This window comes from Aliidiomarina celeris (assembly GCF_003316875.1).
Lineage (GTDB): Bacteria > Pseudomonadota > Gammaproteobacteria > Enterobacterales > Alteromonadaceae > Aliidiomarina > Aliidiomarina celeris.
The window spans coordinates 12,295-37,760 of record NZ_QMIL01000009.1; the positions used below are offsets into that span (position 1 = coordinate 12,295).

At 49.6% G+C, this 25,466-nt stretch carries 22 protein-coding genes and 1 tRNA gene; 8 read left to right on the plus strand and 15 right to left on the minus strand.

Annotation, left to right across the window (positions count from 1 at the left end; genetic code table 11):
- Window position 1: 1 nt before the first annotated feature.
- From fliM to DQW12_RS13070, 14 genes are all read right to left on the minus strand, one after another.
- Window positions 2-1,075 carry a flagellar motor switch protein FliM gene (gene fliM, locus DQW12_RS13005; RefSeq protein ID WP_113908352.1) on the minus strand — a complete coding sequence of 358 codons (1,074 nt, stop codon included), beginning with the start codon at window positions 1,073-1,075 and terminating at the stop codon, window positions 2-4.
- Between the two features lie 17 nt (window positions 1,076-1,092).
- Window positions 1,093-1,605, minus strand: a complete 513-nt coding sequence (gene fliL / locus DQW12_RS13010) for a flagellar basal body-associated protein FliL (protein WP_113908312.1) — start codon at window positions 1,603-1,605, stop codon at window positions 1,093-1,095.
- A gap of 54 nt (window positions 1,606-1,659) precedes the next feature.
- The gene (locus tag DQW12_RS13015; protein ID WP_113908313.1) at window positions 1,660-4,017 is read right to left on the minus strand and encodes a flagellar hook-length control protein FliK; all 2,358 of its coding nucleotides are present in this window, start codon (window positions 4,015-4,017) and stop codon (window positions 1,660-1,662) included.
- A 114-nt stretch (window positions 4,018-4,131) separates the two neighbouring features.
- Complete coding sequence (fliJ, locus tag DQW12_RS13020; RefSeq protein ID WP_113908314.1) at window positions 4,132-4,581, minus strand: flagellar export protein FliJ; 450 nt, start codon at window positions 4,579-4,581, stop codon at window positions 4,132-4,134.
- Window positions 4,578-5,954 (minus strand): flagellar protein export ATPase FliI, encoded by a 1,377-nt coding sequence (gene fliI / locus DQW12_RS13025; protein WP_113908315.1) that lies wholly within the window; start codon window positions 5,952-5,954, stop codon window positions 4,578-4,580. Before fliI ends, fliJ begins: the two co-directional genes overlap by 4 nt.
- The gene (locus tag DQW12_RS13030; RefSeq protein WP_113908316.1) at window positions 5,941-6,801 is read right to left on the minus strand and encodes a flagellar assembly protein FliH; all 861 of its coding nucleotides are present in this window, start codon (window positions 6,799-6,801) and stop codon (window positions 5,941-5,943) included. Before DQW12_RS13030 ends, fliI begins: the two co-directional genes overlap by 14 nt.
- Before the next feature lie 57 nt (window positions 6,802-6,858).
- Window positions 6,859-7,914, minus strand: coding sequence for a flagellar motor switch protein FliG (fliG, locus tag DQW12_RS13035; protein WP_232819996.1), 1,056 nt, complete (start codon window positions 7,912-7,914; stop codon window positions 6,859-6,861).
- Window positions 7,915-7,918: 4 nt separating this feature from the next.
- Window positions 7,919-9,622 carry a flagellar basal-body MS-ring/collar protein FliF gene (fliF, locus tag DQW12_RS13040; protein WP_113908318.1) on the minus strand — a complete coding sequence of 568 codons (1,704 nt, stop codon included), beginning with the start codon at window positions 9,620-9,622 and terminating at the stop codon, window positions 7,919-7,921.
- Window positions 9,623-9,647: 25 nt separating this feature from the next.
- Complete coding sequence (gene fliE, locus DQW12_RS13045) at window positions 9,648-10,001, minus strand: flagellar hook-basal body complex protein FliE (protein WP_113908319.1); 354 nt, start codon at window positions 9,999-10,001, stop codon at window positions 9,648-9,650.
- Between the two features lie 118 nt (window positions 10,002-10,119).
- Complete coding sequence (locus DQW12_RS13050; RefSeq protein WP_113908320.1) at window positions 10,120-11,475, minus strand: sigma-54-dependent transcriptional regulator; 1,356 nt, start codon at window positions 11,473-11,475, stop codon at window positions 10,120-10,122.
- On the minus strand, window positions 11,465-12,562 hold the full coding sequence (locus tag DQW12_RS13055; protein WP_113908321.1) for a sensor histidine kinase: 1,098 nt from the start codon (window positions 12,560-12,562) through the stop codon (window positions 11,465-11,467). Before DQW12_RS13055 ends, DQW12_RS13050 begins: the two co-directional genes overlap by 11 nt.
- Before the next feature lie 97 nt (window positions 12,563-12,659).
- On the minus strand, window positions 12,660-14,114 hold the full coding sequence (locus DQW12_RS13060) for a sigma-54 dependent transcriptional regulator (protein ID WP_198683966.1): 1,455 nt from the start codon (window positions 14,112-14,114) through the stop codon (window positions 12,660-12,662).
- 125 nt (window positions 14,115-14,239) lie between these two features.
- Entirely contained in the window at window positions 14,240-14,770 is a 531-nt protein-coding gene (locus tag DQW12_RS13065; RefSeq protein ID WP_113908322.1) for a DUF1285 domain-containing protein, read from the minus strand.
- Window positions 14,771-15,391, minus strand: a complete 621-nt coding sequence (locus tag DQW12_RS13070) for a LuxR C-terminal-related transcriptional regulator (RefSeq protein ID WP_113908323.1) — start codon at window positions 15,389-15,391, stop codon at window positions 14,771-14,773.
- Window positions 15,392-15,587: 196 nt separating this feature from the next.
- Here DQW12_RS13070 and DQW12_RS13075 point away from each other — a divergent pair, with 196 nt between their 5' ends.
- From DQW12_RS13075 to pdxH, 4 genes are read left to right on the plus strand one after another with little or no spacing between them, the layout of a single operon-like run.
- On the plus strand, window positions 15,588-16,583 hold the full coding sequence (locus DQW12_RS13075) for a hypothetical protein (protein ID WP_157957931.1): 996 nt from the start codon (window positions 15,588-15,590) through the stop codon (window positions 16,581-16,583).
- Between the two features lie 36 nt (window positions 16,584-16,619).
- Entirely contained in the window at window positions 16,620-18,323 is a 1,704-nt protein-coding gene (locus DQW12_RS13080; protein ID WP_232819998.1) for an amidohydrolase, read from the plus strand.
- Window positions 18,324-18,346: 23 nt separating this feature from the next.
- Window positions 18,347-19,309, plus strand: a complete 963-nt coding sequence (locus DQW12_RS13085) for a DUF3369 domain-containing protein (RefSeq protein WP_113908325.1) — start codon at window positions 18,347-18,349, stop codon at window positions 19,307-19,309.
- Window positions 19,306-19,947 carry a pyridoxamine 5'-phosphate oxidase gene (pdxH, locus tag DQW12_RS13090; protein WP_113908326.1) on the plus strand — a complete coding sequence of 214 codons (642 nt, stop codon included), beginning with the start codon at window positions 19,306-19,308 and terminating at the stop codon, window positions 19,945-19,947. Before DQW12_RS13085 ends, pdxH begins: the two co-directional genes overlap by 4 nt.
- Window positions 19,948-19,949: 2 nt before the next feature.
- Here the strand turns inward: pdxH and DQW12_RS13095 are convergent, their stop codons facing one another.
- The gene (locus DQW12_RS13095; protein WP_113908327.1) at window positions 19,950-21,032 is read right to left on the minus strand and encodes an Ldh family oxidoreductase; all 1,083 of its coding nucleotides are present in this window, start codon (window positions 21,030-21,032) and stop codon (window positions 19,950-19,952) included.
- A 109-nt stretch (window positions 21,033-21,141) separates the two neighbouring features.
- Here DQW12_RS13095 and DQW12_RS13100 point away from each other — a divergent pair, with 109 nt between their 5' ends.
- The 4 genes from DQW12_RS13100 (at window position 21,142) to DQW12_RS13115 (ending at window position 25,224) form a co-directional block, all read left to right on the plus strand.
- Complete coding sequence (locus DQW12_RS13100; protein ID WP_113908328.1) at window positions 21,142-22,155, plus strand: ATP-dependent 6-phosphofructokinase; 1,014 nt, start codon at window positions 21,142-21,144, stop codon at window positions 22,153-22,155.
- A gap of 56 nt (window positions 22,156-22,211) precedes the next feature.
- Complete coding sequence (speB, locus tag DQW12_RS13105; protein WP_113908329.1) at window positions 22,212-23,129, plus strand: agmatinase; 918 nt, start codon at window positions 22,212-22,214, stop codon at window positions 23,127-23,129.
- Window positions 23,126-25,030, plus strand: coding sequence for a biosynthetic arginine decarboxylase (gene speA, locus DQW12_RS13110; RefSeq protein WP_113908330.1), 1,905 nt, complete (start codon window positions 23,126-23,128; stop codon window positions 25,028-25,030). Before speB ends, speA begins: the two co-directional genes overlap by 4 nt.
- A gap of 118 nt (window positions 25,031-25,148) precedes the next feature.
- Window positions 25,149-25,224: transfer RNA gene (locus DQW12_RS13115), tRNA-Phe, on the plus strand.
- Window positions 25,225-25,466 lie beyond the last annotated feature (242 nt).

Sequence of the window (25,466 nt, forward strand, 5' to 3'; positions counted from 1 at the left end):
TTTAACGTGCTTTCGGGTCAAAATCTTTTTCTAATTCTTGCAGCTCAGCGTCGCCACCAATACGGCGGCCACCGCGCGTTAACATGTGAATATCAGACTTCACCGTTTCTGGACGTCGAATCTTCGACGCCACCTGAATGGCGAGGTTGTCGCGCGAACGACCCAGCTTACCGCGGAATGTCGGTAGGTCTTCAATGTAAACGGTTAAGTTTTCAGGCATTTCAATAGGAATAATGTCACCCGCTTCCAAGTCCATAACTTCTCGCAGCGACAATTCGGTTTCTACCAACTTTGCCCGCATTTCCACCGGCACGTCTAAAATTTCGTCGCGTAGCGCCTTACTCCAACGCAAGTCGGTGTCTTCTTTATCACTTTGCACACCCGCGTCGAGCAACTCACGAATAGGCTCTAACATGCTGTACGGCAGGGCTACGTGGAAATCGCCACCACCACCGTCGAGCTCAATATGAAAAGAACTAATAACAATAACTTCGGTTGGGCTAACAATGTTTGCCATGGCAGGGTTTACCTCAGAATCAAGGTATTCAAAGCCTACATCCATTACCGGCGCCCAAGCCTCTTTATAGTCCTCAAAAATGAGCTTCAACAGCATTTGAATAATGCGTCGTTCAGTTGGCGTAAATTCACGGCCTTCAATTTTTGCGTGGTATCGGCCGTCACCGCCAAAAAAGTTATCCACGAGAATAAAAACAAGACGCGCTTCCATGGTTATAAGCGCGGTACCCTTCAGCGGGCGAAAACGCACCATGTTCAAGCTGGTCGGCACAAACAACGTATGCACATACTCACCAAACTTAATCATTTGCACGCCGTTAATCGACACCTCTGCGCTCCGGCGCATCATGTTAAAGAGCGATATGCGCATGTGGCGTGCAAAGCGTTCATTGACGATCTCAAGCGTAGGCATACGCCCGCGAACAATACGATCTTGCGAAGAAAAGTCGAATTCTACGGCGTCGGCAGCGGAGCCCGAACCGTCAACATCCTCTTCCTCTACATCGTCGACCCCATGCAACAGGGCGTCGATTTCGTCTTGGGATAATAAATCGCTCACAGCCATAATTTAGCTCACTATTGAATTACAAAGCCGGTGAAAAGGATTTCTTCAATCACTGGGCTTCCGGTTAATTCCGTCATTTCATTACGCAGCACATTTAACGAACCTGCTCGCAGCTGAGTTCGACCGTCACTCGTCAACAAACTTTCTGCGGTTGTTGAAGAAAACGTCCGGTGTAGCGTACCTTCTATCGCCGGAATATTCTGCCGTGCTAAGTCTTCATTACGGGTGCCGCGAACCATTAACTGCACGTTAATTTGCACTAAACGGTCCCGCGTTTGCCCCGGCGCATTAAAAATAAACGGGCGCGGTAGTGAAACATAGTAGGCGTTTCCTAACGGCACGTCGTCTGCTTGAGCGCCAGCGGTTGTTTGTTCATTTACAGGGTCACCACCTAAAAACAAGAAAGTACCGACAACCCCGATGATCAAAATCAACACACCACTGGCAATAAGAATAACCAGTTTCTTCTTCGAACCTTGTTCATTCTCTTGCTGCGCTTCTTGCTCGTCTATTTCCGCTGCCATGTCTCTCTACTCTTTCGTTTTTATTTTGTTCATGCTTGGGTGTTCAGGCGCGCTTTAGGCGTAAAAGTCTACGCGGCCATTTTCCACGTCAATAAACTGCTGCTGAAGCGCTTCAAGCTCTCCTGCAAGCTCTTGGTCAGCGCCCAACCCACTGCCCTGATTACCATTTTGACTACCAGAGCCCGATTGCTGATACCCTTGCTGAGCCTGAGCCTGCTGCTGATTCTCTTCACGCACATTCGCGTCGGCCATTTTAATACCCTGCTCTTCCAGCATTTCGCGCAACCGCGGCATCGCCTGTTCAACCGCTTCACGAGCTTGTGGCGAATTTACCGTAAAAGTTACGCTCGCTTGTTGCTCGCTATTGAACTGCACACGTATTTGCAACCGGCCTAGCTCTGGTGGATCGAGCCGCATTTCAGCAAACTGATGCCGATTATTATACATCACAGCCACCTGGTCACGAAGCTGCCGTGGGGCTTGTGGGCTAAATAGTTCGATATACTGCTGTGTTTGTCGCGCTTGTTCAAAGGGAGTGTCGGGCACCGCTGTTGCTGCACTAGCCTGTGCACTCACTGGCGTAAAAGCACTGTTTGCCGAGCCTTGTGCTGGCATTGCCGTAGAAGCGACATTGGCCATTACGGGAGCCGCTACCACACGAGCCGGCTCACTATTCGTGTTTGCAGCTAACAATGCTTCTGTAATGCGGCTACTGCGCCCCTTGTCTACAGGCTCGGTTTGCTCATATTGTTCCGCTTGCACCGCGGCGCGGTTTGCCTGCTTCGACTCATCGGCGGCTTGCTTAAATGAAGCCACAACCGCTTCTGTCGGTGTCAGTTCTTTGCGTTCTGCTGCTACGGCTTTAGTCTGCGCTAGTGCTACGTTAGAGGTCTCTACTGCGGTGGCCTGCGGTAACGCTGCCCGCGCACTCTCCTCTGCCGTGGCATTTTGTGTCACGTTTGCCTTTGCGGTTTGGTCATTTACAACGACCGCCAACAAGTCACGAATATCCTTCGCTGGAAGTACGTCTAAAGCAGCCTTATCAAGCAATACTTGCGCGTCTTCCGCCGGTACATTGAAGCGCTGCATCAAGTTCTCTAACGGTTTAGGATCGCCATTTTTGTAGGCGGCCACAGCGTGTTCGAGCGCCTGTTTTGCCTCAACGGGCAAGGCTTGCCATGCTTGTTCTAATCGATCTTCGGTAAGCACGGCCATGGACGTATGCTCAGGAGCAGGGCTTTGTTTCGTACCCTCAACAGTCAACTGCTTATCTAACAATTGCCCACTGATAAATGCTTTTAACGGCGCAAGTTCAACGTTTGGTAAACCCTCTAATTCCACCAAAATCTCACCAACACGTTCTTGTTCGGGCTTTGAAAGGGCGCTAAAACCTTGTTCATCTGCTTTACTGAGCAATGCTTTAAGCTCATTCAACAGCGGCGTAACGGTAGACGTTTGTCCTTCCGTTTTGTCATCACCTTTTCCTTCACCTACTGGTTCATTGGTAGTGGTCGCTGAAGTCAGTTGCTCAACTAAAGCGGCAAGCGCAGCTCCCTTATTGCTTGTTAATAGTTCACTACCGTTCTCGCTAGAAATAGGAGTAATCGCACTCAGTTCGGGTTTTGGTTCAGTAATCACTGGGCTTGTATAGATCGGTTCTAACCCCCGCGGATCAATAATCGGTGCAGGCTCGCTGTCAGGCCTTACTTTGGGTGCATCCGAACCTACACTCACGCCGGGCTCTTCTTCAACAGGCCCTCCAGTGTACAGAGGTGCGAAATTATCGACTTTCGGGCTTTCGTCAGGCTTAGCCGCTACTGGCGTATTAGAATCAATTTCAGTTGTAGAGCCGCTTGCTGGTTCTGTTTTGTCGTCACTGGCTTGTTCAAATTTTGGCGAAGTTGGCACTGGGCCAATATGATAGATGGGGTCAGTATCATTACCACCCTTGGTTTTTCCTGGATTCTTTTCGCTTCGATAGAATTCAATCGACGCATGTACTTTGCTTAAAAAGCCATGCCAATCGCTTGCGGGTTCGTCGTCGGTTTGCTCAGGCTTCGTGCCCGTTTTCGGTTCCGCCTGCGCTTCTATCACGTTTTCTGTAGGCGCATCAGCTTTATCATTTCGTGTCTGCTTTTGGCCGTTTGTAGCCACTGGCTCAGCTTGTTCTCTTTCGGCAGCGGCAATATTTGCCGCTCGGTCTGAGCCGCTGCGTTTTTCATTGCTGTGCTGTTCATCGTTTAATTTGCCGAGAGCGTCGGTTTCTTGGCGCCCACGTTCGTCGGCAAGCACCGCTCCAAAAGCTTCGCCTTTATGTCCAGACTGGGCTTGCTCAAACTGCTTGTCACTACCCACGGACGCGCGCTCTTTTGCCGCTTCTACACCCTGACGAATCTCGATTATTTGCATCATCCGACTAGCCTTTTCTACTTATTCAGCGTATTGACACTCTGTTTAGGGTATTACGCAGTCTGAAAAACGGCGTACACCTCTCGTCAGAATATTAAGCAAAAAGCGTGCCGTTAATTACTTTGCGTCACGTGCTCGGCGTAAAAAACCTTGCATCGCAAATTCATCGGACGTGCGTTGTTCCTGCCTACTTTTTAATTTTTCAGCTTGTTGGTGTTGCTTTTCCAGCAAGTGTTGAACCGCTTTACGGCGCTGCTGTTGGCTCAACCAGTTTTGCCGCAGCCGCTCCACATGCTCAATAACCCGTTGTAATTGCGCTTGCTGTTGGCTAATCCCGTCGTCGAGCTTGCCAACGAACGCGTGGTATTGGCCAAAACTCGTTGAACCCATACCTTGGCGAGCGCGATCATTCGCTTGCTGCAAATAGTCTTGCCGATACTGCACTAAACCGTCTAACCGGCGTTGCTGCATACTGAGCTGCGACTTCGCCTGTCCAAACTCGCGCGCTGCTTCGTCTTCACGTTTTTGTTCAAGCTCCAACACCAAGGTTAACGCATTCGCTTTCATCGTTTAGCCCCGCTGTTTTGGTTATTGGCCTGCTGATTATGAGCCTGCTGGCCCTGTGCTTGTTGCGCCAGCTGCGCCAAAATAGTTACACAGTCGTCGTATGGAGAGATATCTTTCATGCCTTGTTGTAAGTAGCGCTCAATTAACGGCATGAGTTGAATGGAGCGGTCTATGCGAGGGTCAGAGCCGCGCGTATAAGCGCCTATAGAAATCAAGTCGCGGCTGCGTTGGTAAGTTGAATAAAGCTGCTTTACTGCCATTGCGTTACGCATATGTTCTGCACTCACCACTTGTGGCATCACACGGCTTACCGACGCTTCAATATCAATTGCAGGATAATGCCCAGATTCGGCAAGATCGCGCGACAACACAATATGGCCATCAAGAATGGCCCGTGCCGCATCGGCTATCGGGTCTTGTAGGTCGTCACCCTCGGTTAACACCGTATAGAACGCGGTAATAGACCCTTGTCCGTCGCCACCATTACCCGCTCGCTCTACCAGTGCGGGTAACTTCGCAAAAACAGAGGGCGGATAACCCTTAGTTGCCGGTGGCTCACCTATGGCCAACGCGATTTCACGCTGCGCCATGGCGTAACGCGTAAGCGAGTCCATGAGCAACAATACGTTCAGCCCTTGGTCGCGGAAATATTCAGCAATTTGCGCTGCTGTTTCGCAACCACGCAAGCGCATTAACGGCGACTGATCGGCTGGCGCTGCAACTACCACAGAACGCGCGCGGCCTTCTTCACCTAAAATATCTTCAATAAATTCTTTTACTTCGCGGCCACGTTCACCAATGAGCCCCACCACAATTACGTCGGCCGTGGTCCCGCGTGTCATCATCCCCATGAGTACGCTTTTACCTACACCCGAGCCGGCAAACAGCCCCATTCGTTGGCCCTGACCAACAGTAATAACGCCATTAATAGCCGTTACGCCCACGTCGAGAGGCTCGCGAATAGGCCGGCGAACAAGAGGATTGAGTTTGTTTCTGTGGCTTTGTGAATGTTCTGAAGTCAGCACTGGGCCTAGACCGTCAAGAGGGTTGCCCGAGCCATCGATAACGCGCCCGAGTAACTCCATTCCTAAGGGCACCCCGGCTTTTGTCGACAAGGGTCGCACGCGCGCTCCGGGCAATACCCCATGGGTATCGTCATGTGGCATTAAATAAATAATATCGTCGTCGAAGCCAACCACTTCGGCAATAACTTCGCCTCGTGCGGTTTCTACGGCACACAACGAGCCAATGGCAGCTTTAACCCCAGCGGCTTCAAACGTAAGCCCCACGACACGGGTTAAATGGCCCGCAACATGAGGGCGGGCAGAGTGAATACGCCCCGCATGCCGTTCTAGCTTCTTAACCAAGCTCATGGCTGTCCTGCTCGCTGGACGCGTTTGGTGTTTCCTGCTCCGCCGTTTCTGCCGAGTCTGGTTTAACCAGCGCATCAGTGGGAACCGCTTTTACGCCTTGCAGTAAACTATCAAACACTTCCTGCATACGCGTTTCCATCGTGGCATCAATGTCTACAATCGGTGTTTGTATACGGCAGCCGCCTCGGCTCATACTGTCGTCGGAATATAAAAACCAGCCTTTATCGGCACGCACTTTTTCGTCCCAGCGCGTATCAATCGCGTTAAAGTCGTCGGGGTGTACATAAATTTCGACTTTCTGAGAGGTCATACCGAGGTCGTTTAAACTGCGCTTCAACGCTTCACGCACAATCTCGTCGTTTTGCTTCACCTCTTGCCAGCAAATTGCCTTTGCAAGCGCTTTGGTCATATGAACCAATTGGTTCTCTACCGCTTGGTCAACCTGAGCAAGTGGGTGACGAAGCCCTTCAATTCGGGTTTGCCACTGTTCAGCGAGCGCTTTTTGTTGGGCCTCTGCGCGTTGCTTCGCTTGCGCTTCCCCTGCTTCAGTACCCGACTGCAAGCCTTCTTTATAACCGGCTTCAAAGCCTTCTTCTTGGCCTACTTTTAAACCTTCTGCACGGCCGTCTTCGTAACCTTCAAGACGTGCCGCCTCACGAATCTGTTCTAAGGCTTCTGCAGTAAGCGGCGTTGTTACGTCGCTTTCCGAGTCGCTACCTTGCTCTGCTTCTGGGGGTTCATATTTCCAGCGCAACGGCATGTTCAACGCATTGCGGCGTTGTTCTTGGCCTGAATCCGTATCAGTAATGTCAGGTAGTTCCCATGCTTTTGACGACTCATCTGCCATGTCGTACTTCTGCCTCTCGTCGCGCGGCTACAGGCTTACTGTCGCCGCACTGAATGGTTATACAAATTCGTCTTTGCCACCGCTGCCAAGCATAATTTCGCCTGCGTCGGCCAAGCGCCGCGCCACACCCAAAATCTCTTTTTTGGCTGCTTCAGCGTCTACCACACGAACCGGCCCCATGGCCTCAAGGTCGTCACGCAGCAAGTCTGCAGCCCGTTTCGACATATTCTTGAAGAATTTCTCCCGTACTTTGTCGTCTGAGCCTTTGAGCGCGCGTTGCAAGGTATCGCCTTCCACGTCGCGCAAAATCGTTTGCACGCCACGGTCGTCGACGTCGACCAAGTTCTCGAATACAAACATAAGGTCTTGAATTTGCTGACCCATTTCTTCGTCTTGCTCGCGAATAGCGTCCATTAATGGCGACTCTACCGTGTTGTCGAAGTAGTTCATAATGTCGGCGGCTGCTTTCAGGCCGCCCATTTTCGCCGCTTGCGCTCCCGACTGACCTGCGAACTGCTTCTCCATAATCTCGTTCAACTCTTGCAAGGCTGCTGGCTGAACTTCTTCTAGGTTGGCAATACGCATCATCAAGTCTAAGCGAACTTTTTCGCTAAACTGCGACATAATTTCTGCCGACTGCTCCGGCTCTAAGTATGACAACACAATCGTTTGAATTTGCGGGTGTTCGTTACGAATAATAGTGGCAACTTGCTTCGAGTCCATCCATTTCAATGAATCGAGGCCGCGTGCGCCGCTGCCCATTACTATTTGTTCAATGAGGTTACCGGCTTTGTCTTCACCCAAAGCTGCGGTGAGTGCTTTACGCACAAACTCTTCAGACTTAAAGCCAATAGTGGTGAACTTCTGAATGTCGTCGAGAAAAAGATTATGCACCGCATTCACTTTCTCTTGGCTAAACTCTTCAAGCCCGGCCATAGCCATACCCACTCGCTGCACTTGTTTAGGTTCAAGGTGCTTGAGAATTTGCGCGGCGTCTTCTTCCGACAAACTCAGCAGTAAAATTGCAGCCTTCTCAACACCGTCAAGGCGATGTACATCAAAGCCACCTTTGCGTTCTTCCGTAGCCACTTCCATGGTACGTGTATTTTGCATTGTATTAGGCATCTTCGTTCAACCACGCTTTCACAACTTGAGAAGAAAGTTCGGGCTCATTAGCTACCAGTGCACGAACAGCTTTCAATAGGTCTTCGTCTTTATGCAGGTCTGGTAGTCGTAATGTACCATCTGGGGCAAAACCAATCGACTCCGAATCAAACTGCTGGCTGAGCATGTCGATAGTTTCGTCACCAAGATCTTGATCCTGCGCTAACAATTGATCCAGTTCATTTTCGCCCGTGTCGTCTGGGTAAATGAGTTTCTTCAACATTGGCCGCACAACAGTGAGTATCAGCACAATAATCACCAAGCCACCCACCACAAGGCGAAGTAAACGCCAAACCCATGGCTCTTCCCACCACGGTGCTTGCGTGTCGGTCATCAGCGGCTCGTTTAAGAACGCAAAGCTTACCACTTCAAGTGAGTCACCTCGATTAATATTATAACCTAAGCCACCTTGCAACAAACGACGAATAGAGGCCAACTCTGCTTCCGAAAACGGTTCGCGCACAGTTTGCCCTTCTGCACCACTGGTATTTTTATGGTCCAACGCCACCGACACACTCAAACGCTTTAACGTTCCCGTTTGTTGGCGCGTGTGGCTAATGGTAGTGTCGAGCTCAAAGTTACGTGTTTGCTCGCGATGGCTTCGGCCCGGCGCAGCAGCGCCTGCGCCACCACCATTGGCAACTTCAGGAATGTCTGACTCTAACGGCGGTTGATTACTGAGCGCGCCAGGAACACCACCGGGGCCACCACCAACACTACTATCTTCAATGATCATCTCGCTACGTACAGCGGGTAAATCAGGGTTGAACGACCGCTGTGTTTGCTCAACCTGAGTAAAGTCCATGGTCACGTCAACTTGCGCCGTGTAGTTACCATAGCCCAACACCGGCGACAGAATTTGGTCGATTTTGTCGAGGTATTCGCGCTCGCGTTGGCGTTCAATTTCATACTCTCGCCGTGCAGCTGCCGACAAGGTATTTTGCGATCCGGAATGCAATAAGCGGCCATTTTGGTCAGTAACTGTCACTTGTGCCGGCGCAAGCTGAGGCACCGCCGAAGCAACAAGATCTACAATTGAGTCTATTTCTTCACGGCTCAACTGCGCACGGCGCGAACTCACCATTACACTTGCACTGGGTGGCCGCTCGCGGCGAGTAAATACGTTTTCACGCGGAATGGCGAGCAACACTCGCGCTTTGGCTACCGACTGCATTTCTTCAATGGTGCGCGCTAATTGCTGTTCGCGGGAATGTTTCAGGCGTTCAGCTTCTAACCGTTGGCTCACGCCAAAACCGGGGTCTTGCATTAAAATATCGTCACCAGAGGTCGCCGAGCGCGGCTGTAAGCCTTGGCGGGTCATTTGTAAACGAATGGCTTCAAAGTCACTTTCAAGTACGAAAACGGTGTTGCCTTCTACTTTGTATTTATGGCTGTTCGCGTCGAGGAAATCGAGAGTCTCTACCAGCTGGTCAGTTTCCAAGCGACCTAAGGGGCGATACTCTGGCTCTTGGGCCCACAGCATAATAAACACCGCAATGGCTAAACAAATGCCTAATGCCAGTACAATAATAATTTGTCTCATCACGTCTATATTGGCGAGCGCACTCATAAAGCCCGACTTTTGTTCTTCCTTATCACCGCCACGGGTGTCCTTAGGAAGGTCATCGGTTAGCATTAAGTCTGTTGATTCAGCCATGGTTCAATCTCCTCAAGCCCCAGTATTAAACCGGCATTTGCATTATTTTGTCGTACGCTTCTACGAACTTATTACGTACCTGAACAGCCGCTTCAAAAGCGATGCTCGACTTCTGTGCCGCAATCATGGTTTCTGCAAGGGTAATGCTGGTGTCACCCATTTCCATACGTGCGCGCATATCACCGGCTTCAAGCGCTAGTCCATTTACGTTATCGATAGCGCTTTTCAACATGCCACCAAAGTCTGCTCGTGCGGTGTTACCAGTGCTCTCTACGGGTTGAACAGGCTGCGAAGGAAGCTGCGTTACATTTTGTGAAGCGCGCAGGTCAGCTAACATGCTTTGCATATCGGCGAGTAAAGGGTTATTGCTCACGTTCATAAAAAAAACCTCTTATCTTGGCAGGCTGTCAAATCTCTGACAGACACTTGATAAGAGGTTTTATGCATTTAAAATGCCAACTTTTCAGGCCGAGCAAAACTCTGCGCGCAAAACTACCTTAAGGCAGCGCTACACCTTGCTCACGCATACGGGCAAGTTTATAACGGAGCGTACGAGGGCTGATACCCAGAACCTCCGCAACGCGTTTACGCTTACCTGAATATTTTTCCAGAGTTTCCAGAATAATTTGCTGCTCCTGCGCTTTTAACTCGTTCCCTAATTTATCTTCCGGCAACACTTGCTCTGGCATTATTGCGGGGCTTGCTAACGCATCAATTGCATTAAAACGATCGTCGAGCATAATGTCCTGATCGTCAATTTTCTGCTGAACGTGCATAATCAGCGCTCGTTGAATCACGTTTTCAAGTTCTCGCACATTACCGGGCCATGAGTAGCACGTTAATTTGCGCTGCGCCGCTAAGGTAAATACCGGCTTTTCAATACCAATTTTACCAGCATGCCGTTCAAGTAAATGCTCTGCCAATGGCATAATGTCACCCGGTCGCTCTGCCAAAGGTTTCCAAGCCAAGGGGAACACGTTCAAACGGTAATACAAGTCTTCACGGAAAACCCCAGACTGCACAGCTTCGCGAAGATCGCGGTTACTCGTGGCAATAATGCGTACGTCGAGCACTATTTCTTTACGGCCACCGAGCCGCTCCACCCGGCGCTCTTGTAGAACACGTAACAATTTTGCCTGTAGGCCTAGATCCATTTCAGTAATTTCGTCGAGCAGCAGAGTGCCGCCGTTGGCTTGCTCAAATTTACCCACGCAACTTTGCACCGCTCCTGTAAACGCGCCCTTTTCGTAACCAAATAAGGTTGCTTCTAGCATGTTTTCAGGAATGGCCGCGCAGTTAATAGCCACAAATGGACCATCTGCCCGCGGCGAACTGGTATGAATATATTGCGCCAGCACTTCTTTACCAGAACCACTTGGCCCAGTAACCATAACGGTAGCGTCTGTTGCTGCAACACGTTGCGACAAACGCAATAGCTCTTCACTAGACGCGTCGCCAACCACAGGCTTAATTTGTAGTCCATTCACTTTGGGCGCATAACGCTCGATTAAGTCAAAAAGCTGACTCATTTCAAAAGGCTTGCTGAGGTAGTCAACCGCCCCCATGCGCATGGCTTTTACCGCGTCGTCCACTTGTGCATACGCGGTCATCATAATAACGGGAATTTCATATCCTTGGCGCTGTAAACTGCTCAACAATTGCAACCCTGAGAGCGCACCTAGCTGTACGTCCGACAAAATAATACCGGGTATTTGTTCCTTTACCGCCAACAGCGCTTGTTCGACACTTTCCGCCGTCCGTACTTTATAGTCATTGAGTTCTAAAGTATCGGTTAATGCTTCACGCAAGGCGCGGTCGTCTTCTACTAAGAGCACGCTTCTATTATGCGTCATAGCTTTTCTCCTTTAATTTCACTTCGGCCTCTTTCTTTACCGCGCCAGCAGCAAAAGAATCTGCGGTCGGAATACGCAACCGAAATAACGTGCCTTTGCCCACGGTACTTTCTACCTCTATCGTTCCGTGGTGGGCACTCACTACCGCTTTTACAACGGCTAAACCCAATCCCGTACCATGAGTTTTATTGGTGAAAAACGGTGTGAATATTTGCTCAATCTCACTCTCTGCAATCCCTTTTCCTTGGTCTTCTATATCAATCAGAATGTCAGACTCATTACGGCCCACCGTTAACCGTACTGGAGCATTGGGCTCACTTGCCTGCGCCGCGTTAATCAAGAGGTTTTGTAACGCGCCTAACAAGGCGCTTTGATTCCCCACCACAAGCGCCTCTGGGCAGCGAAGCAAAACCTCAAGGCTCACCTCATGCTGCTCGAGCGCCGCCGCAACTTGGCTTCCTAGCTGTGCTATCAGATCACCCATAACAATGCGCTGAACAGGTTGTTGACTACCGCTTTTTGCATACAGCAACATGTCGTTTACCTGCTGCTCTAAGTCTTTTAATCGGTCTTTAAGCTTGCCCAAAAATTTTTCTTGTTGGCTTGCGGGGAGGTTTTTATGCGCCAAATTGTCAGCGTAGAGCAGTGCTGCAGAAAGCGGCGTGCGAATTTGGTGCGCCAAAGACGCTACCATTCGACCCATCGCGGTGAGCCTTTGCAGATGACTAATCCGCGCCTGTAGAGCACGGGTTTCCGACATGTCGGTTAATACAATGAGCTGCCCAGGTTCAGGGCTTAATGAGGAGATGTCGAGCCGAACTCTGCGCCCCGACTTGAGTGACACTTCGTGACCATCGTCGTGCTGCGGCCGAAAAGCCCGCGCGATAACTTTACGCCACAAAGTTCCTTCTAAAGGCTCGCCCAACAGCCGAATCGCTTCGTCGTTCACTTCGCGTACGTAACCCCGCGCGTCGAGTAACACCACACCATTTGGCATGGCATGCACCAAACTTTTTACTCGAGACGAGCCGTCGCGAGTAATGCGTGGACGAATACCGTTGGCGGTTGCCGTTGACATAACTGCCATAAATTCCTCTCCATAATGGGTTAGGAATAATTATGCAAACAGCATGCCATGCAAAAATTGTTTTATTTCAGTAAGATAGGAGGACTTATTTTTGACGCTAGTCGCGCGCCAGTTGATACTTCCGCATTTTTTCAACCAAGGTGGTGCGCCGCATACCAAGCCGTTCGGCAGCTCTTGCAACTACCCAGTCTTGCTGCTCTAGCGCTTGGCGAATGAGCTCAACTTCAAGGTCGCCCAACAATGTTTTTAAATCTACACCTTCTTCCGGCAGCGTGGCAGGAATAAGCCCTGAACCCTCGGGGTAAAGCACGTCGTCAAGTGCCGCGTCGTCTTCTGCAAACATGGCATTCAAGGCATCGCGTTCTTGCATTTCTTCCGGATACACCGGTTTAAAAGGCTCGGCATTGGCGTCGCGATACTTACTTGGCAAATCAGAAACGTCAACAACACGGCCGGGGTGCGTAATGCTTAAGCGTTCCACAAGGTTCGAAAGCTCTCGCACATTACCCGACCACCGTTGTATCGCCAATGAGCCCAACGCGGCGTCGGTAAATCGAAAGTCGACACCCTCTTGTGCACGCAAGCGCTCGATCATTTCGTTCAGCAATAGCGGAACGTCACCTTCACGATCACGCAAAGCAGGCATTTCAATCGGAAATACATTTAAGCGGTAAAACAAGTCTTCTCGAAACTTGCCTTCCGTTATTAACGCTTCAAGGCGCTGGTGTGTTGCCGCCACAATGCGCACATCTGCACGCAGCGTGCGCGTTCCACCAACGCGTTCAAATTCTCGCTCCTGCAAAACACGGAGTAGTTTCACTTGCATGGGCAACGGCATATCACCTATTTCGTCGAGAAACAGCGTGCCGCCTTCGGCTAATTCAAAGCGCCCTTTTCGCGCGCCAATTGCGCCTGTAAAAGCACCCTTTTCGTGGCCAAAAAGTTCACTTTCAAGCAAATCCGCAGGAATGGCCCCGCAATTCACTGGAACAAAAGGGCCATTGGCGCGAAGTGATGCGTCGTGAATACCGCGCGCCACCACTTCTTTACCCGTGCCCGACTCGCCTAAAATCAGTACATTGGCATTCGACGGTGCAACCTGCACAATGAGCTCACGCACTTCACGCATAGTATCGCTCTGCCCCACTAAGGTTTGCATAAGGCGCTTCATTGCATGCTGCTTGTGAGCTTCTTCTCGGCCGGGTTTTTGTCGGTGATACTCTTGCGCGTAATGCAGCAAGCGAATCACTTCACCATAAGTGGGTTTTGCAGAGAGCATGCCTAAGCAGTTCGACCGCTCAAGCAGCTGACTGGGTAATTTCTCTGTGAGTAAAAAAGGAATTCCAGGATAGGTTTTAGGCAGCTCGGCAGACACATTGGGGTCGTCTAACACGGCACAGACCTTTGCTTGCGGAGACGTTCGTAACGCCCGCTCAAATTCACCAAGTGACAAACACTCAACGTGTTCACCCACGAAGGCAAAAATAGTTGCCAATTCACGGGCCAAGTTTTCGTCATTCGACACCACGACAGTGGTTGTTTGGTTCGCAATGCTCAAGGCAAACAATTCCTCTTTGTCGCTTCCAATTATTCTTCTACGCTTAGATTACCCTGTTTCATGAACCCTGTGAATGTTCAATGTTAGGCTTGTTTGATCTGTATCTAGTGGCAAGCCTTTTAGGGGCCTACTTCTCCAATTAAAAAGCGCTCTGTACCACTCACTAAATAATAACCGGGCGCTTCGCTTGGCTTGGCATTTTCTAGCCGGTCGGCCCATTGATAATAAACATTGCGGTGCACACGTGCTAATAGGTGGTCACGAATTTGAACGGCTGGTAGTTCAGCAACACTCACAACAGGGTGCTGTTCAGAAACTAAATACTGCTCGCCAATATTGGTTTCTACCTGCAGCCAGGTTAAACCGTCATTCTCTACTAATTTCCAGCCCACAATAACAAACGGCAAGTCTTCAACCCGTATGCGTACTTTTTCTGCGGGGGTAACTAAAAAATATTCGTTGTTTTCGTGCCTTAACACGCTTGCAAACAAGCGCACAAGCTGTGGTCGGCTAATTTTCGAACCACCATAAAACCACTCACCGGAGCGCTTAATTTCGATATCGATATCACCACAAAACTCAGGGTTCCAGCGCTCTGTCGGTGCTCTGTGAAGCTTTTCTACCTGTGCTTGAAGCTGATCTAGCCGCATTTAACTCGCAACTTTATTCTGCCGTAACAAATACCACAAGGTTGCCTCTGTTCTATTCGACACTTTAATGGCCTTGAAAATAGACGACAAATGCACCCGAATGGTCCCTTCGGTAATCCCCAGAATATTGGCTATTTCTTTGTTAGATAGGCCTTGCGCCAACAACTGCATAATTTCCTGCTGGCGTGGTGACAACTTTCGTTCCGCGTCTGAGCGATAACTCTCAAACCGAGTGCTGCTCTCTGGAACGTACGCTTTGCCCTGTAGCAGGCCATGCACAGCTAATTTTACTTCTTCTGCAGAAATGTCTTTTCGTAAATAGCTTTTCGCACCTTGGTTGTAGCATTGGCGAATGTCTGCTTGATGCTGCCGCCAGGTAAACAACACAATGTGTGCATCAGGTGCAAGTGCAGCTAGGCGCGACACCACGTTTTTATGATCGGCGTCAGGCAAGTCGAGCTCAGTGAAAATTAAATCGTAACTCTCGCCGCTGGTTAAATAGCTTTCTGCTACTTCAATGTCGGTCGCCTCATAAATAGCCACTTCAGAGGTATAGCTTGTTAATAAATAAATGAGGCCAGAGCGCGTAATAAACTGCGGATCAATAATAAGAATTTTCATGTTGTATGTCTCCGGGCTCTACTTCCCGCGGTTACTTGCTTTCGACTATGCGAGGGTGACTTACTGTGCTGTAACGCTTTTAACCACCACTGCAACTGTTACAATTGCGTAAAGAAATTACGCCTTACTTTGCTAAAAATGAAACGAATGTTACTTTAACAAATATATTAAACAAATGTTAGTATTGGAGCGCAATTTGTTTAAGCCACTACGTACGTTCATTGGTATACAGATCATTCTGCTAGGCAGCTTTTTTCTGCTCGCGTGCAGCGACTCAGTACCGGGGGTAGAGCGCGTCCAACTCAACACTACCGCCGCTGAACACGCGGCATTTTCTACAACAGGAATGCTGGCGTTGTCGAGCGGAGCGCAAGTCGGTATTTACCAACCCAACGGCAGCTTGGCGCAAGCCGTTAACGTGGGCAACCCCAATGGCATTTGGCGCGTTCACTGGCAAAATAACGACATTCTGTGGATATACGACCGCGATCAACTCATGCGTTTCCAATGGCGCTCGAACACGCTCGACACCTTGGTTCATGCGAGTCCACATTCTATTCGTTATGTTGCGAGTAATGACTCCGAACTTGTGATTGCCACAGAACAGCAGCAACTGATTCGGATCACCTTTACGCCTACACCGCAATTTACGATCATGGCCGCACTGCCTCACCCTATCCAGAGCATTGGCTTTATTCCTGCCAGTGTACACACCGATGAACAGCTATTTGCCGCAGACACTCGTGGTAATTTGTATCTTGGCAACATTAATAATATGCAAAACAGAGAAGTCTGGCGCATTCACGGTGCAATTAAGCAGGTGCTAACCGACACCAACCAAAACCTTTGGATTATATCCAACGAGTCGAATAGCCCTGTGGCGAGCACCAATCCGCTGTCTGTGACTCAAATTACAGAAAGTGACCACCTACAAAAGCGCTTATTAAGCCCTAACTTTACTGCGCATAGCTTCGCCTTCGATGGTTCCCTCGGCGTCGTTGGTGGCAGTAATAATCGCTGGTTCGCCTTTCATACTGAACATTCAAATACGCAAACAGGGCAACTCGGCGAAGCTCAAAACCCACTGCGGCAAGGTACAATAGCCGCCGTTTTTATCGACCCAACAAAAGTTTTTATGATTACCTCTCGGGGCGAACTGCAAATTTGGCAAAAAACACGTATATTTCAATAAAGCGAATCTACTATGACCTTAACGATAAAAAAAACTATGAATATAAAACGTTTATTCTCCGCACTACTGGCGCTAACTATTCTGAGTGCAGCGCCCTTGGCACAGGCAACAGAAACCAAGGTTTATCATAACTTCACAGGCTATAGCTTTATTGGCGGTAATGCCGACAGCCAAGCGCTAAGCACTCATTTAAACACCTTTTCCGCTATGGCTGTGCAAAACGGTCGCATTATTGCCACTGGAGATCACGGCTTGCTTAGTTTATTGCCTGACGCCAAGCACGTGGACCTCGGCGGTCGCACCGTGTTGCCGGGTCTCATCGACGCGCATGGCCATATTTTGAGTCTTGGCGAATACTTGCAGCAAGTAGACCTGCGGGGATTAACAAGCAAAACGGCTGCCGTGGCAGAAGTTACCAACTATGCCGACAAAAATTTGCAACTGAATTGGATTGTTGGCCGCGGCTGGAACCAAGTACTTTGGCCAGAGCGCCAGTTTCCCAACAAATCAGATATCGACGCTGTACTTAGCGACCGCCCTGTTTATCTCACCCGAGTAGATGCACATGCTGCGTGGGTGAATAGCAAAGCACTGGAAATTGCGGGTATTACCGCAGACACACCATCACCAGAGGGCGGTCAAATTGTTAAAGACAGCAATGGTGAGCCAACAGGTGTGTTAATCGACACGGCCATGGACCTTGTTGCGCAACATATTCCAGCACCTACGCAAGAACAGTTGGCCGCAACCACAAAGCAGGCCGTTGACCACTTACTGGCTTTAGGTATTACGCAAGTACACGACGCAGGTGTGTCTTATGACGCGCTCGAAGCTTATAAGGCTTTATTGCAACAGCAGCAGTTAAATTTGCGTATACATGCCATGATCAGTGGTACCGACCCGCTTCTCGCACAAATGTTGCAAGACGGGCCGTATTTAGACGATCAACATCGCTTGCAAATTAATAGCGTAAAACTCTATGGTGACGGCGCACTAGGTAGCCGCGGCGCAGCTCTCATCGAACCTTACAGCGACGATCCTGAAAACAAAGGGCTGTTAGTTACTCCTGAAGCCCGCTTGTATGAACTCTTCAATGCAGTAAACGACGCAGGCTTTCAAATTAACTACCATGCCATTGGCGACTACACCAACCGGCTTGCCCTTGACACCTTTGCCGACATTTTTGCGGAACAAGAACATGCCGAACTGAACCCATTACGGCATCGTGTCGAACATGCACAAATTGTGGCGCTAAGTGACATTCCACGCTTTAAAGAGCTCGGCATTATTCCTTCCATGCAGCCCACTCACGCCACCAGCGACATGAACATGGCTGAAGATAGAGTTGGCAGCGAACGTATCGCCGGTGCCTATGCGTGGCGTACATTCTTAGACCAAGGCTCCGTTATTGCCGCCGGCTCCGATTTCCCGGTGGAGTTAGCCAACCCATTTTTCGGCATCCACGCAGCTGTTACTCGGCAAGATAGAAATAATCAGCCTGTTGAGGGCTGGTATCCAGAACAGCGTATGACGCTAGCGGAAGCACTACGAGCCTTCACACTCGACGCTGCTTGGTCGGGGCATTTAGAAACCAGCACCGGCAGCTTAGAACCGGGCAAATGGGCCGATTTCATCGTTGTCGACAAAAACCCCTTTGAAATTGAAGCCGCGCAACTTTGGCGTATTAAGGTACTGAGCACCTACATAGCCGGTGAGCAAAAGTACCGATTCGTTCCCTAATAGACAGATACTGAGAGCAAATTATGGTTGAGGATTCTTTTGTGTTCGCCGAGGAAGCAGAGCCTGAGAACATTGGGCCGGTGGAGCCTTTTCAAATTCTAATTGTAGATGACGACGAAGAAATTCACGTTATTACAAAAATGGCACTCAGTGATTTCAAGCTCGACGGTCGTCCACTGGCATTCACCTCGGTGTACTCCGGTGCGCAGGCACGTGAAATTTTGGCGGCGCGCGACGACTTTGCCATGATGTTGCTCGACGTAGTTATGGAAGACGACCATGCAGGTTTAGACCTTGTAAAGTGGACACGCGAAATTCTAAAAAACCGTATGGTGCGCATTGTGTTGCGTACCGGTCAGCCGGGGCAAGCCCCCGAAGAAGAAGTTATAGCCAAGTATGAAATAGACGACTACAAAGAAAAAACTGAACTGACCTACCGTAAACTCATGACCCTTATGTACTCCAGTTTACGAGCGTTCCGCGACTTACAGGCCATCGAGCGTTACAAGGTGGGGTTGGAGCGGATTATTGAAGCGTCTGCAGAAATTTTTCATGCCAAGTCTATGCACCAACTCAGCCAAGGCATTCTTGAACAACTTGTCGCCTTACTCACGCGCTCGAATACAGCGGCTTACTATCGAATCGACGGTTTCACTGCAAGTGGCGACGACGATCAACCGATGCACATTATTGCAGCAACCGGAGAGTTCATTGCTCAAGTCGGCGGCTCCGTGCGGCATGTCCTAAACCGCGACATAGTGTCTAACCTCTTGCAACAACACGAACACGTTGGCTTTGAGATTGCCGACGGCACCTATTACGGCGTGTATAAAACATCGGCCAAGCACTTTTACCTTCTTTATATACGCGGTATTAGCAACCTCAACGAAACTGACCGTAAACTACTCGACATGTTTATGAACAATACCGCCATTGCCTTCGAACATGCTGAATTGTTCTTCAATAACACAGGTAGTACTGAATGAGCATCGACCACATTCGCCGCGATTATGACCGCGGCTCGCTCGACCGCGATGAGCTTCCAAACCATCCTCACGAGCAGTTTAATCTTTGGTTTAACGAAGCCGTAGCATCACCCGATTTACCCGATCCAACGGCAATGACACTCGCAACCGTTTTAGACGGTATGCCAACGCAACGTATTGTATTACTGAAGCATGCAGAACCCGACCGCTACTGCTTTTACACCAATTACAACAGCCACAAAGGGCGTTCGCTCACAAGTAACGCACAATGCAGCTTACACTTTGCATGGTTGTCGATGGAACGGCAAATTTTAATTCAAGGTCAGGCTACGCGCTTAACCGACGCGGAAAACGACCGCTATTTCCATTCAAGGCCGCGCGCCAGCCAGCTCGGCGCTTGGGCGTCGGCACAAAGTGAGCCCATTCACGACCGCGCTGCGCTCGACGAAAAGTTTGCAGCAATGGAAAAGAAATTTGCCAGCGAAAAACAGATCCCTAGGCCGCCACATTGGGGCGGCTTTCAGGTTCACCCAGACCGCTATGAATTTTGGCAAGGCGGCCGAGCACGCTTACACGACCGCTTTGAATACCGCCGTCAGGAAAACGGCGACTGGCTACTCTCTCGCCTGCAACCCTGAGCTTAGTTGGCAGCCGCCTCACGCGCTAAAGGAGCAGTAAGCTCCAGCCGCTCGCTACAGGACAAAAGCTTTGCCCAAGTTAAGTGGTCGATAAAAACGCCCTGCTCGAGTTGTTGCTGCTTCAACTGCAAAGCGTTTTCGCCAGGAATGCGAACCGGAATATCGGGGTGAATGGGCTTACAGGCCTTGCAGCGAGCTAATAAGTCGTCGGTTACCGCAATAAACTGCTCCGGCTCACCGAACGCAGCAGGATCCATTACCTGCACAAAAACAGAATTACATTCGCCGTCGTGTTGGCCCTGCGCACGGCCATAGTTACTGAGTGCCATGGTCCAAATTTCGCTCATTAAACAAAGGCCGTAGCCCTTGTAACCTAAATCTAAACCACCCAAAGGCATAATTGCTCCTTTGGGCTCCTCAAAATATACTTTTGGATCACGGCTCGCATGCCCACTCGCGGTCACCAATGCATTCCAGGGTAATAACTCATTGTGTTCGTATGCCTGTCGAACTTTTCCTGCAGCTGTAGTGGAAAAACTCATATCTAACAATAGCGGTGAACCCGAAGTTGGCACGCCTATCGCGAATGGATTAGGCGAAAATAAAGGTTCGCTACTACCAAAAGGTGCTACGCTTGACTGGGCAGGTGTGGAGGCCATCATACTGATCACCATGCCTGCAGCTGTTGCTTGCTCTAAATACGCAGCCAAACTAGCTACATGCTCCGCTCGACGGACCACCACCGTACCGGTGCCCGCTTGCTGGGCCATCTGAATGGCACGACTTACTGCCTGTGGCATCACATATAAACCAGAAAGCTCCGTGGCGTCCCACATTTGCACGGCCAATTTCTTTTTCAGCACGGTAGGCTCGCCCTGCCCCCGTATTTTACCGGTGACTAATTGCTTCACATTGTAGGGTAAACGACGCACGCCATGTGTACGAAAACCGAGCAAGTCACCGTTAAGTAAGGCGTTTGCCATCGCCTCTGCCATTTGCGGCACTGCACCTGCGCGTTCAAAACACGCAACACTCCAACTCTGCAGTTCTAAATAGTCAACGTAAACACCTTGGTTTGGCATCATGCTTAGCTCTCTTTTCGGGTAAAATATCAGTGTACCGCTTAAATCTCACTTGGTCAGCGCCTCAGTCTCCGTTAAGCTGTCACTCTGACACCAAGAAGGAATCTGTTTGATGAAAAGAATTGCCGTGATCACCAGTGGTGGCGACGCTCCTGGTATGAACGCTTGTATTCGCGCCATTGTAAATACCGCGTATCAAGAAGGTATTGAAGTTGTTGGTTTTCGCCATGGTTACCGAGGCATTGTAGACAATTTATTTCAGCCTTTACATCCCGACGATATGCGGCTAGTGAGCCAACGCGGTGGCACCTTTTTAAAGAGCGCCCGCTATCCTGAATTTAGAGAAGTGGAAACGGCTCAAAAAGCGGCTACGCAGTTAAATAACCACGACATTTCTGCACTGGTGGTTATTGGGGGCGACGGGTCATTTCGCGGCGCAGCTCACCTAGCCAACTATTGGCAAGGACAAATAATCGGCATTCCCGGCACCATCGACAACGACTTAGCCGGCACAGACATTACTATAGGTTTTGCAACAGCAGTCGACACGGCAATGGAAGCGATTGATCGCGTACGTGAAACGGCGGAAGCCATGGCCCGCGTGTTTATTATCGAGGTTATGGGGCGACAAGCAGGTTTTATTGGCTTGCACGCTGCAATATCAAGTGCGGCCGAAGCTATGATTTTGCCAGAAATGGATCCTCAGCCAAAACTACCGGAGCTTGCCGACAATATCAAACAAGCCCGGGTAGCTTTTCCAGACAGTAGCTACATTGTTATTTTGTCGGAGAATTTATGGCCAGGCGGCGTTCATGCCTTGGCCGAAAGCTTAACCAAGGCTACAGGAGTTACCTGCCATGCATGTCCATTAGGGCACATTCAACGAGGCGGCCGACCCAATGCCCAAGATCGTATTCTGGCCATGCAGCTAGGACAAGCAGCCGTAAGTGCTATTCTTGAAGGAAGCAGTGACGTAATGATAGGTTTAGAGAACGAACATGTGGTTGAAGTACCGCTTCATCTTACCTTCGACAGAGATAAGCCGCTCGCCCCTCGGCTTGTTAACCTTCAACTCGGACTGCAAGGTGTAAATTTTACTTCTAAAAAGGTACGCAAAAACGCATAATAGCGCCCCTTTTTTAACCACTTCATTCGCTTTCAAGCACGCAGAGGTATTAGGAATTGGCACAAACATTCCCTGTTCCAGTAACACTAGACGAGCCGGTACGCGCATACTTCGGCGCGAACTTAGCCACTGAAATTACTGCTAACCAAACCTATATAATTGGGTTTGGCTTCGACGGCACCGCATGTTTCCGCAAAGGAACGCGCTATGGACCCAACGGTTTACGTGCCGTTTCAGAAGACATCGAGTCGTATTCACCCTATCAAGACGACGACTTGGAAGCCTATGATTTTCAAGACCTCGGCAACTTGCAACTTGGCGAGAGTACTGACGTTGAACAGCAATGGCAACGCGCAAGCGACGACTTCAATGCGGTGTTTGAGCCGATCGATCTTGCAGCGAACAACATTAAAGTACTCACGCTAGGAGGCGAGCATTCTATTTCCTACGCGCCGATTGTGAAGTACCTGAAACAATATCCAGATTTAGTGCTACTGCATCTCGACGCCCATGCAGACTTACGCGACGGTTTTAGCGGTTACCACTATTCCCATGCGTCTATTATTCGCCGCGCGCTCGATCACTTCGGCCCCGAGCACGAGCTTATTCAGTATGGAATTCGTTCGGGCACGCGCGAAGAGTATCAATACATGCGCGAGCACAAAACTATACGCACGTCGCGTAAAGACTTTCTCGACAGCGTTGCCGCTATTGCGAAAAATCGCCCTATTTACCTTACTCTAGATTTAGACTATTTCGATCCGTCTTTCTTACCAGGAACGGGCACACCAGAGCCCGGCGGCGAAGACTTCCACTCTTTCATCAGCCTTATTAAGTTGTTGCGCGAGCGCAATCTCGTTGGCGCCGATGTTGTTGAACTTTCACCCGAAATTGACCCAACGGGAAATTCCGACGTGTTCGCTGCAAAAGTAGTACGCGAACTTCTGCTTGTACTTGAAGGAGCTCGCTCATGACCAACGCATGGACTATTGAAGATTCTGAAGACCTATACGGTGTAAAAAAGTGGGGAGCCGGGTATTTCAGTATTGGCGAAAATGGCAATATTCAAGTAGCGCCCAATCACCGCATGCCAGAAATTACTATTGATATGGCAGAAGTCATTGAAGAAATGAAAGCTGAAGGCATTCAATTTCCTGCCGTTATTCGCTTTCATGACATTTTGCGTTCACAAGTTGAAATTCTGAACGAAACCTTTCTTGAAACCATCGAAACCGCTGGTTACGAAGGCAAATATGTTGGTGTTTACCCGATTAAAGTAAACCAAATGCGCGAGGTTGTGGAGGAAATTCTAGACGCTGGCGAACCCTACAATTACGGGCTAGAAGCAGGCTCCAAACCAGAACTTATGGCCGTGATGGCGTACAACGACAACCCGAATGCGCTTACTATATTGAATGGTTATAAAGACGAAGACTACCTCACTATGGCGCTATTGGGCCGCCATTTACAACGCAAAATGATTGTGGTTGTAGAGAAGTTTTCAGAGCTTGAAATGCTGGTTCGGCTCGCGAAGAAGTTTAAAGTTGACCCCATGATTGGCCTGCGCTCAAAAATGATGGTGCGTAGTACAGGTAAATGGTCGAGTTCTTCAGGCGACCGCGCCAAATTCGGTCTCAGTATTGCAGAAATTGTTAACGCGATTGAGTATTTGAAAGAAAATGACATGTTGCATTGTGCAAAACTACTGCACTTTCATATTGGTAGCCAACTGTCCGACATCCGTAAAATTAAAGAAGCGGTAACCGAAGGCGCACGGCTTTATGCAAAGCTGGTCCAAATGGGCGTTCCGCTTGAGTACCTCGACATTGGTGGTGGTTTAGGAATCGACTACGACGGTTCGAGTACCACAACCGACTCATCACGTAACTACTCAACCGAAGAATATGTTGCAGACGTGGTTTACGGCGTTAAACAGATTTGTGATCTTGAAGGCGTAAACCATCCAAATATTGTTAGCGAAAGTGGCCGTGCCATCACGGCCCACCATAGCCTTGTGGTCACCAACGTTGTTGGCGAAGTTTCACTTACCGGCACTAAGTTTGATATTAGCGCCGAAGAAGGTGAGCACGTATTGCTGTCGAACATGCGTGAGCTCGTTACTGCGCAAGAAATGCACCCACAAGAACGTTACAACGACGCAGCTGCGTACAAACAAAGCGCTTATGAGGCGTTTAAACTGGGAATTCTTAGCATTATCGACATGGCCAAAATAGACACCATGTATTGGCAGATTTTGAGCGATATTCACAATGCCTTAGACGACGAAACGCGACAAATACAAGAGCTCGACGACCTAGAAGACAGCCTTGCTAGCCAGTATTTAGCTAACTTTTCAATTTTCCAATCGGCGGCAGACACATGGGCGATTGGCCAGCTTTTGCCAATTATTCCCCTGCACCGCTTGAATGAAAAACCAGAAGTTCGCTGCTCAATCGCTGACATTACCTGTGACAGCGACGGTAAAATAGGCAAATATATTGAAAGCAACCAAATCAGTGAAAATATTCCCATGCATAAGCTGCGTAAGGGTGAGGAGTACACCATTGGTATGTTCCTTACCGGTGCTTACCAAGACGTAATGGGTGATATGCACAATTTATTTGGGCGCCTTACCGAAGTACATATTTTTAGCCACGACGACGAGCCCGGCGACTTCTACATTGAGGAAATTGTACCTGGCCATTCGGCTGAAAAGGTGCTGGAAACCATGCAATACAATACCGATTACATGGCGAAAGTAGTGAAAAAGTCGATTGACCGTGAAATTCGCAAAGGTAACCTAGCACCGCGCGAAGGCGTGCGTTGGACCGACTTTTACGAGCGCTGCTTGGCAGGCACCACGTACTTACGTTAATCGGTTATTTCGGTGGATTGAAGAAAAGTGTTGAAAACGGGCAATTCCTGACCAATCAAACACAAAACGCCAAAAAGCGTTTGACTTTGATCCGCTGAAAACGTTTAATTGCACCCACGCCCAGATAGCTCAGTCGGTAGAGCAGGGGATTGAAAATCCCCGTGTCGGTGGTTCGATTCCGCCTCTGGGCACCAAATTAATGAGAAACCCGCCTCCGGCGGGTTTTCTTTTATGTGCCAGAGGCTCCAGATTATTCGGCGCATCCATGCGCCTCCCCCCTTCGGGGCCGTTTTGGACGCACAACGTGCGGGCCGTAGGCCGAGCCCCAGGGGGGTCAGAACCCAACAACCAGGGGTCAGAACCCCGACTTTTCTCCATAAAATTAAAACTTTAGGTGTAACTCTTCAGATATCACGCCCTTTTGTATCTGACCCCC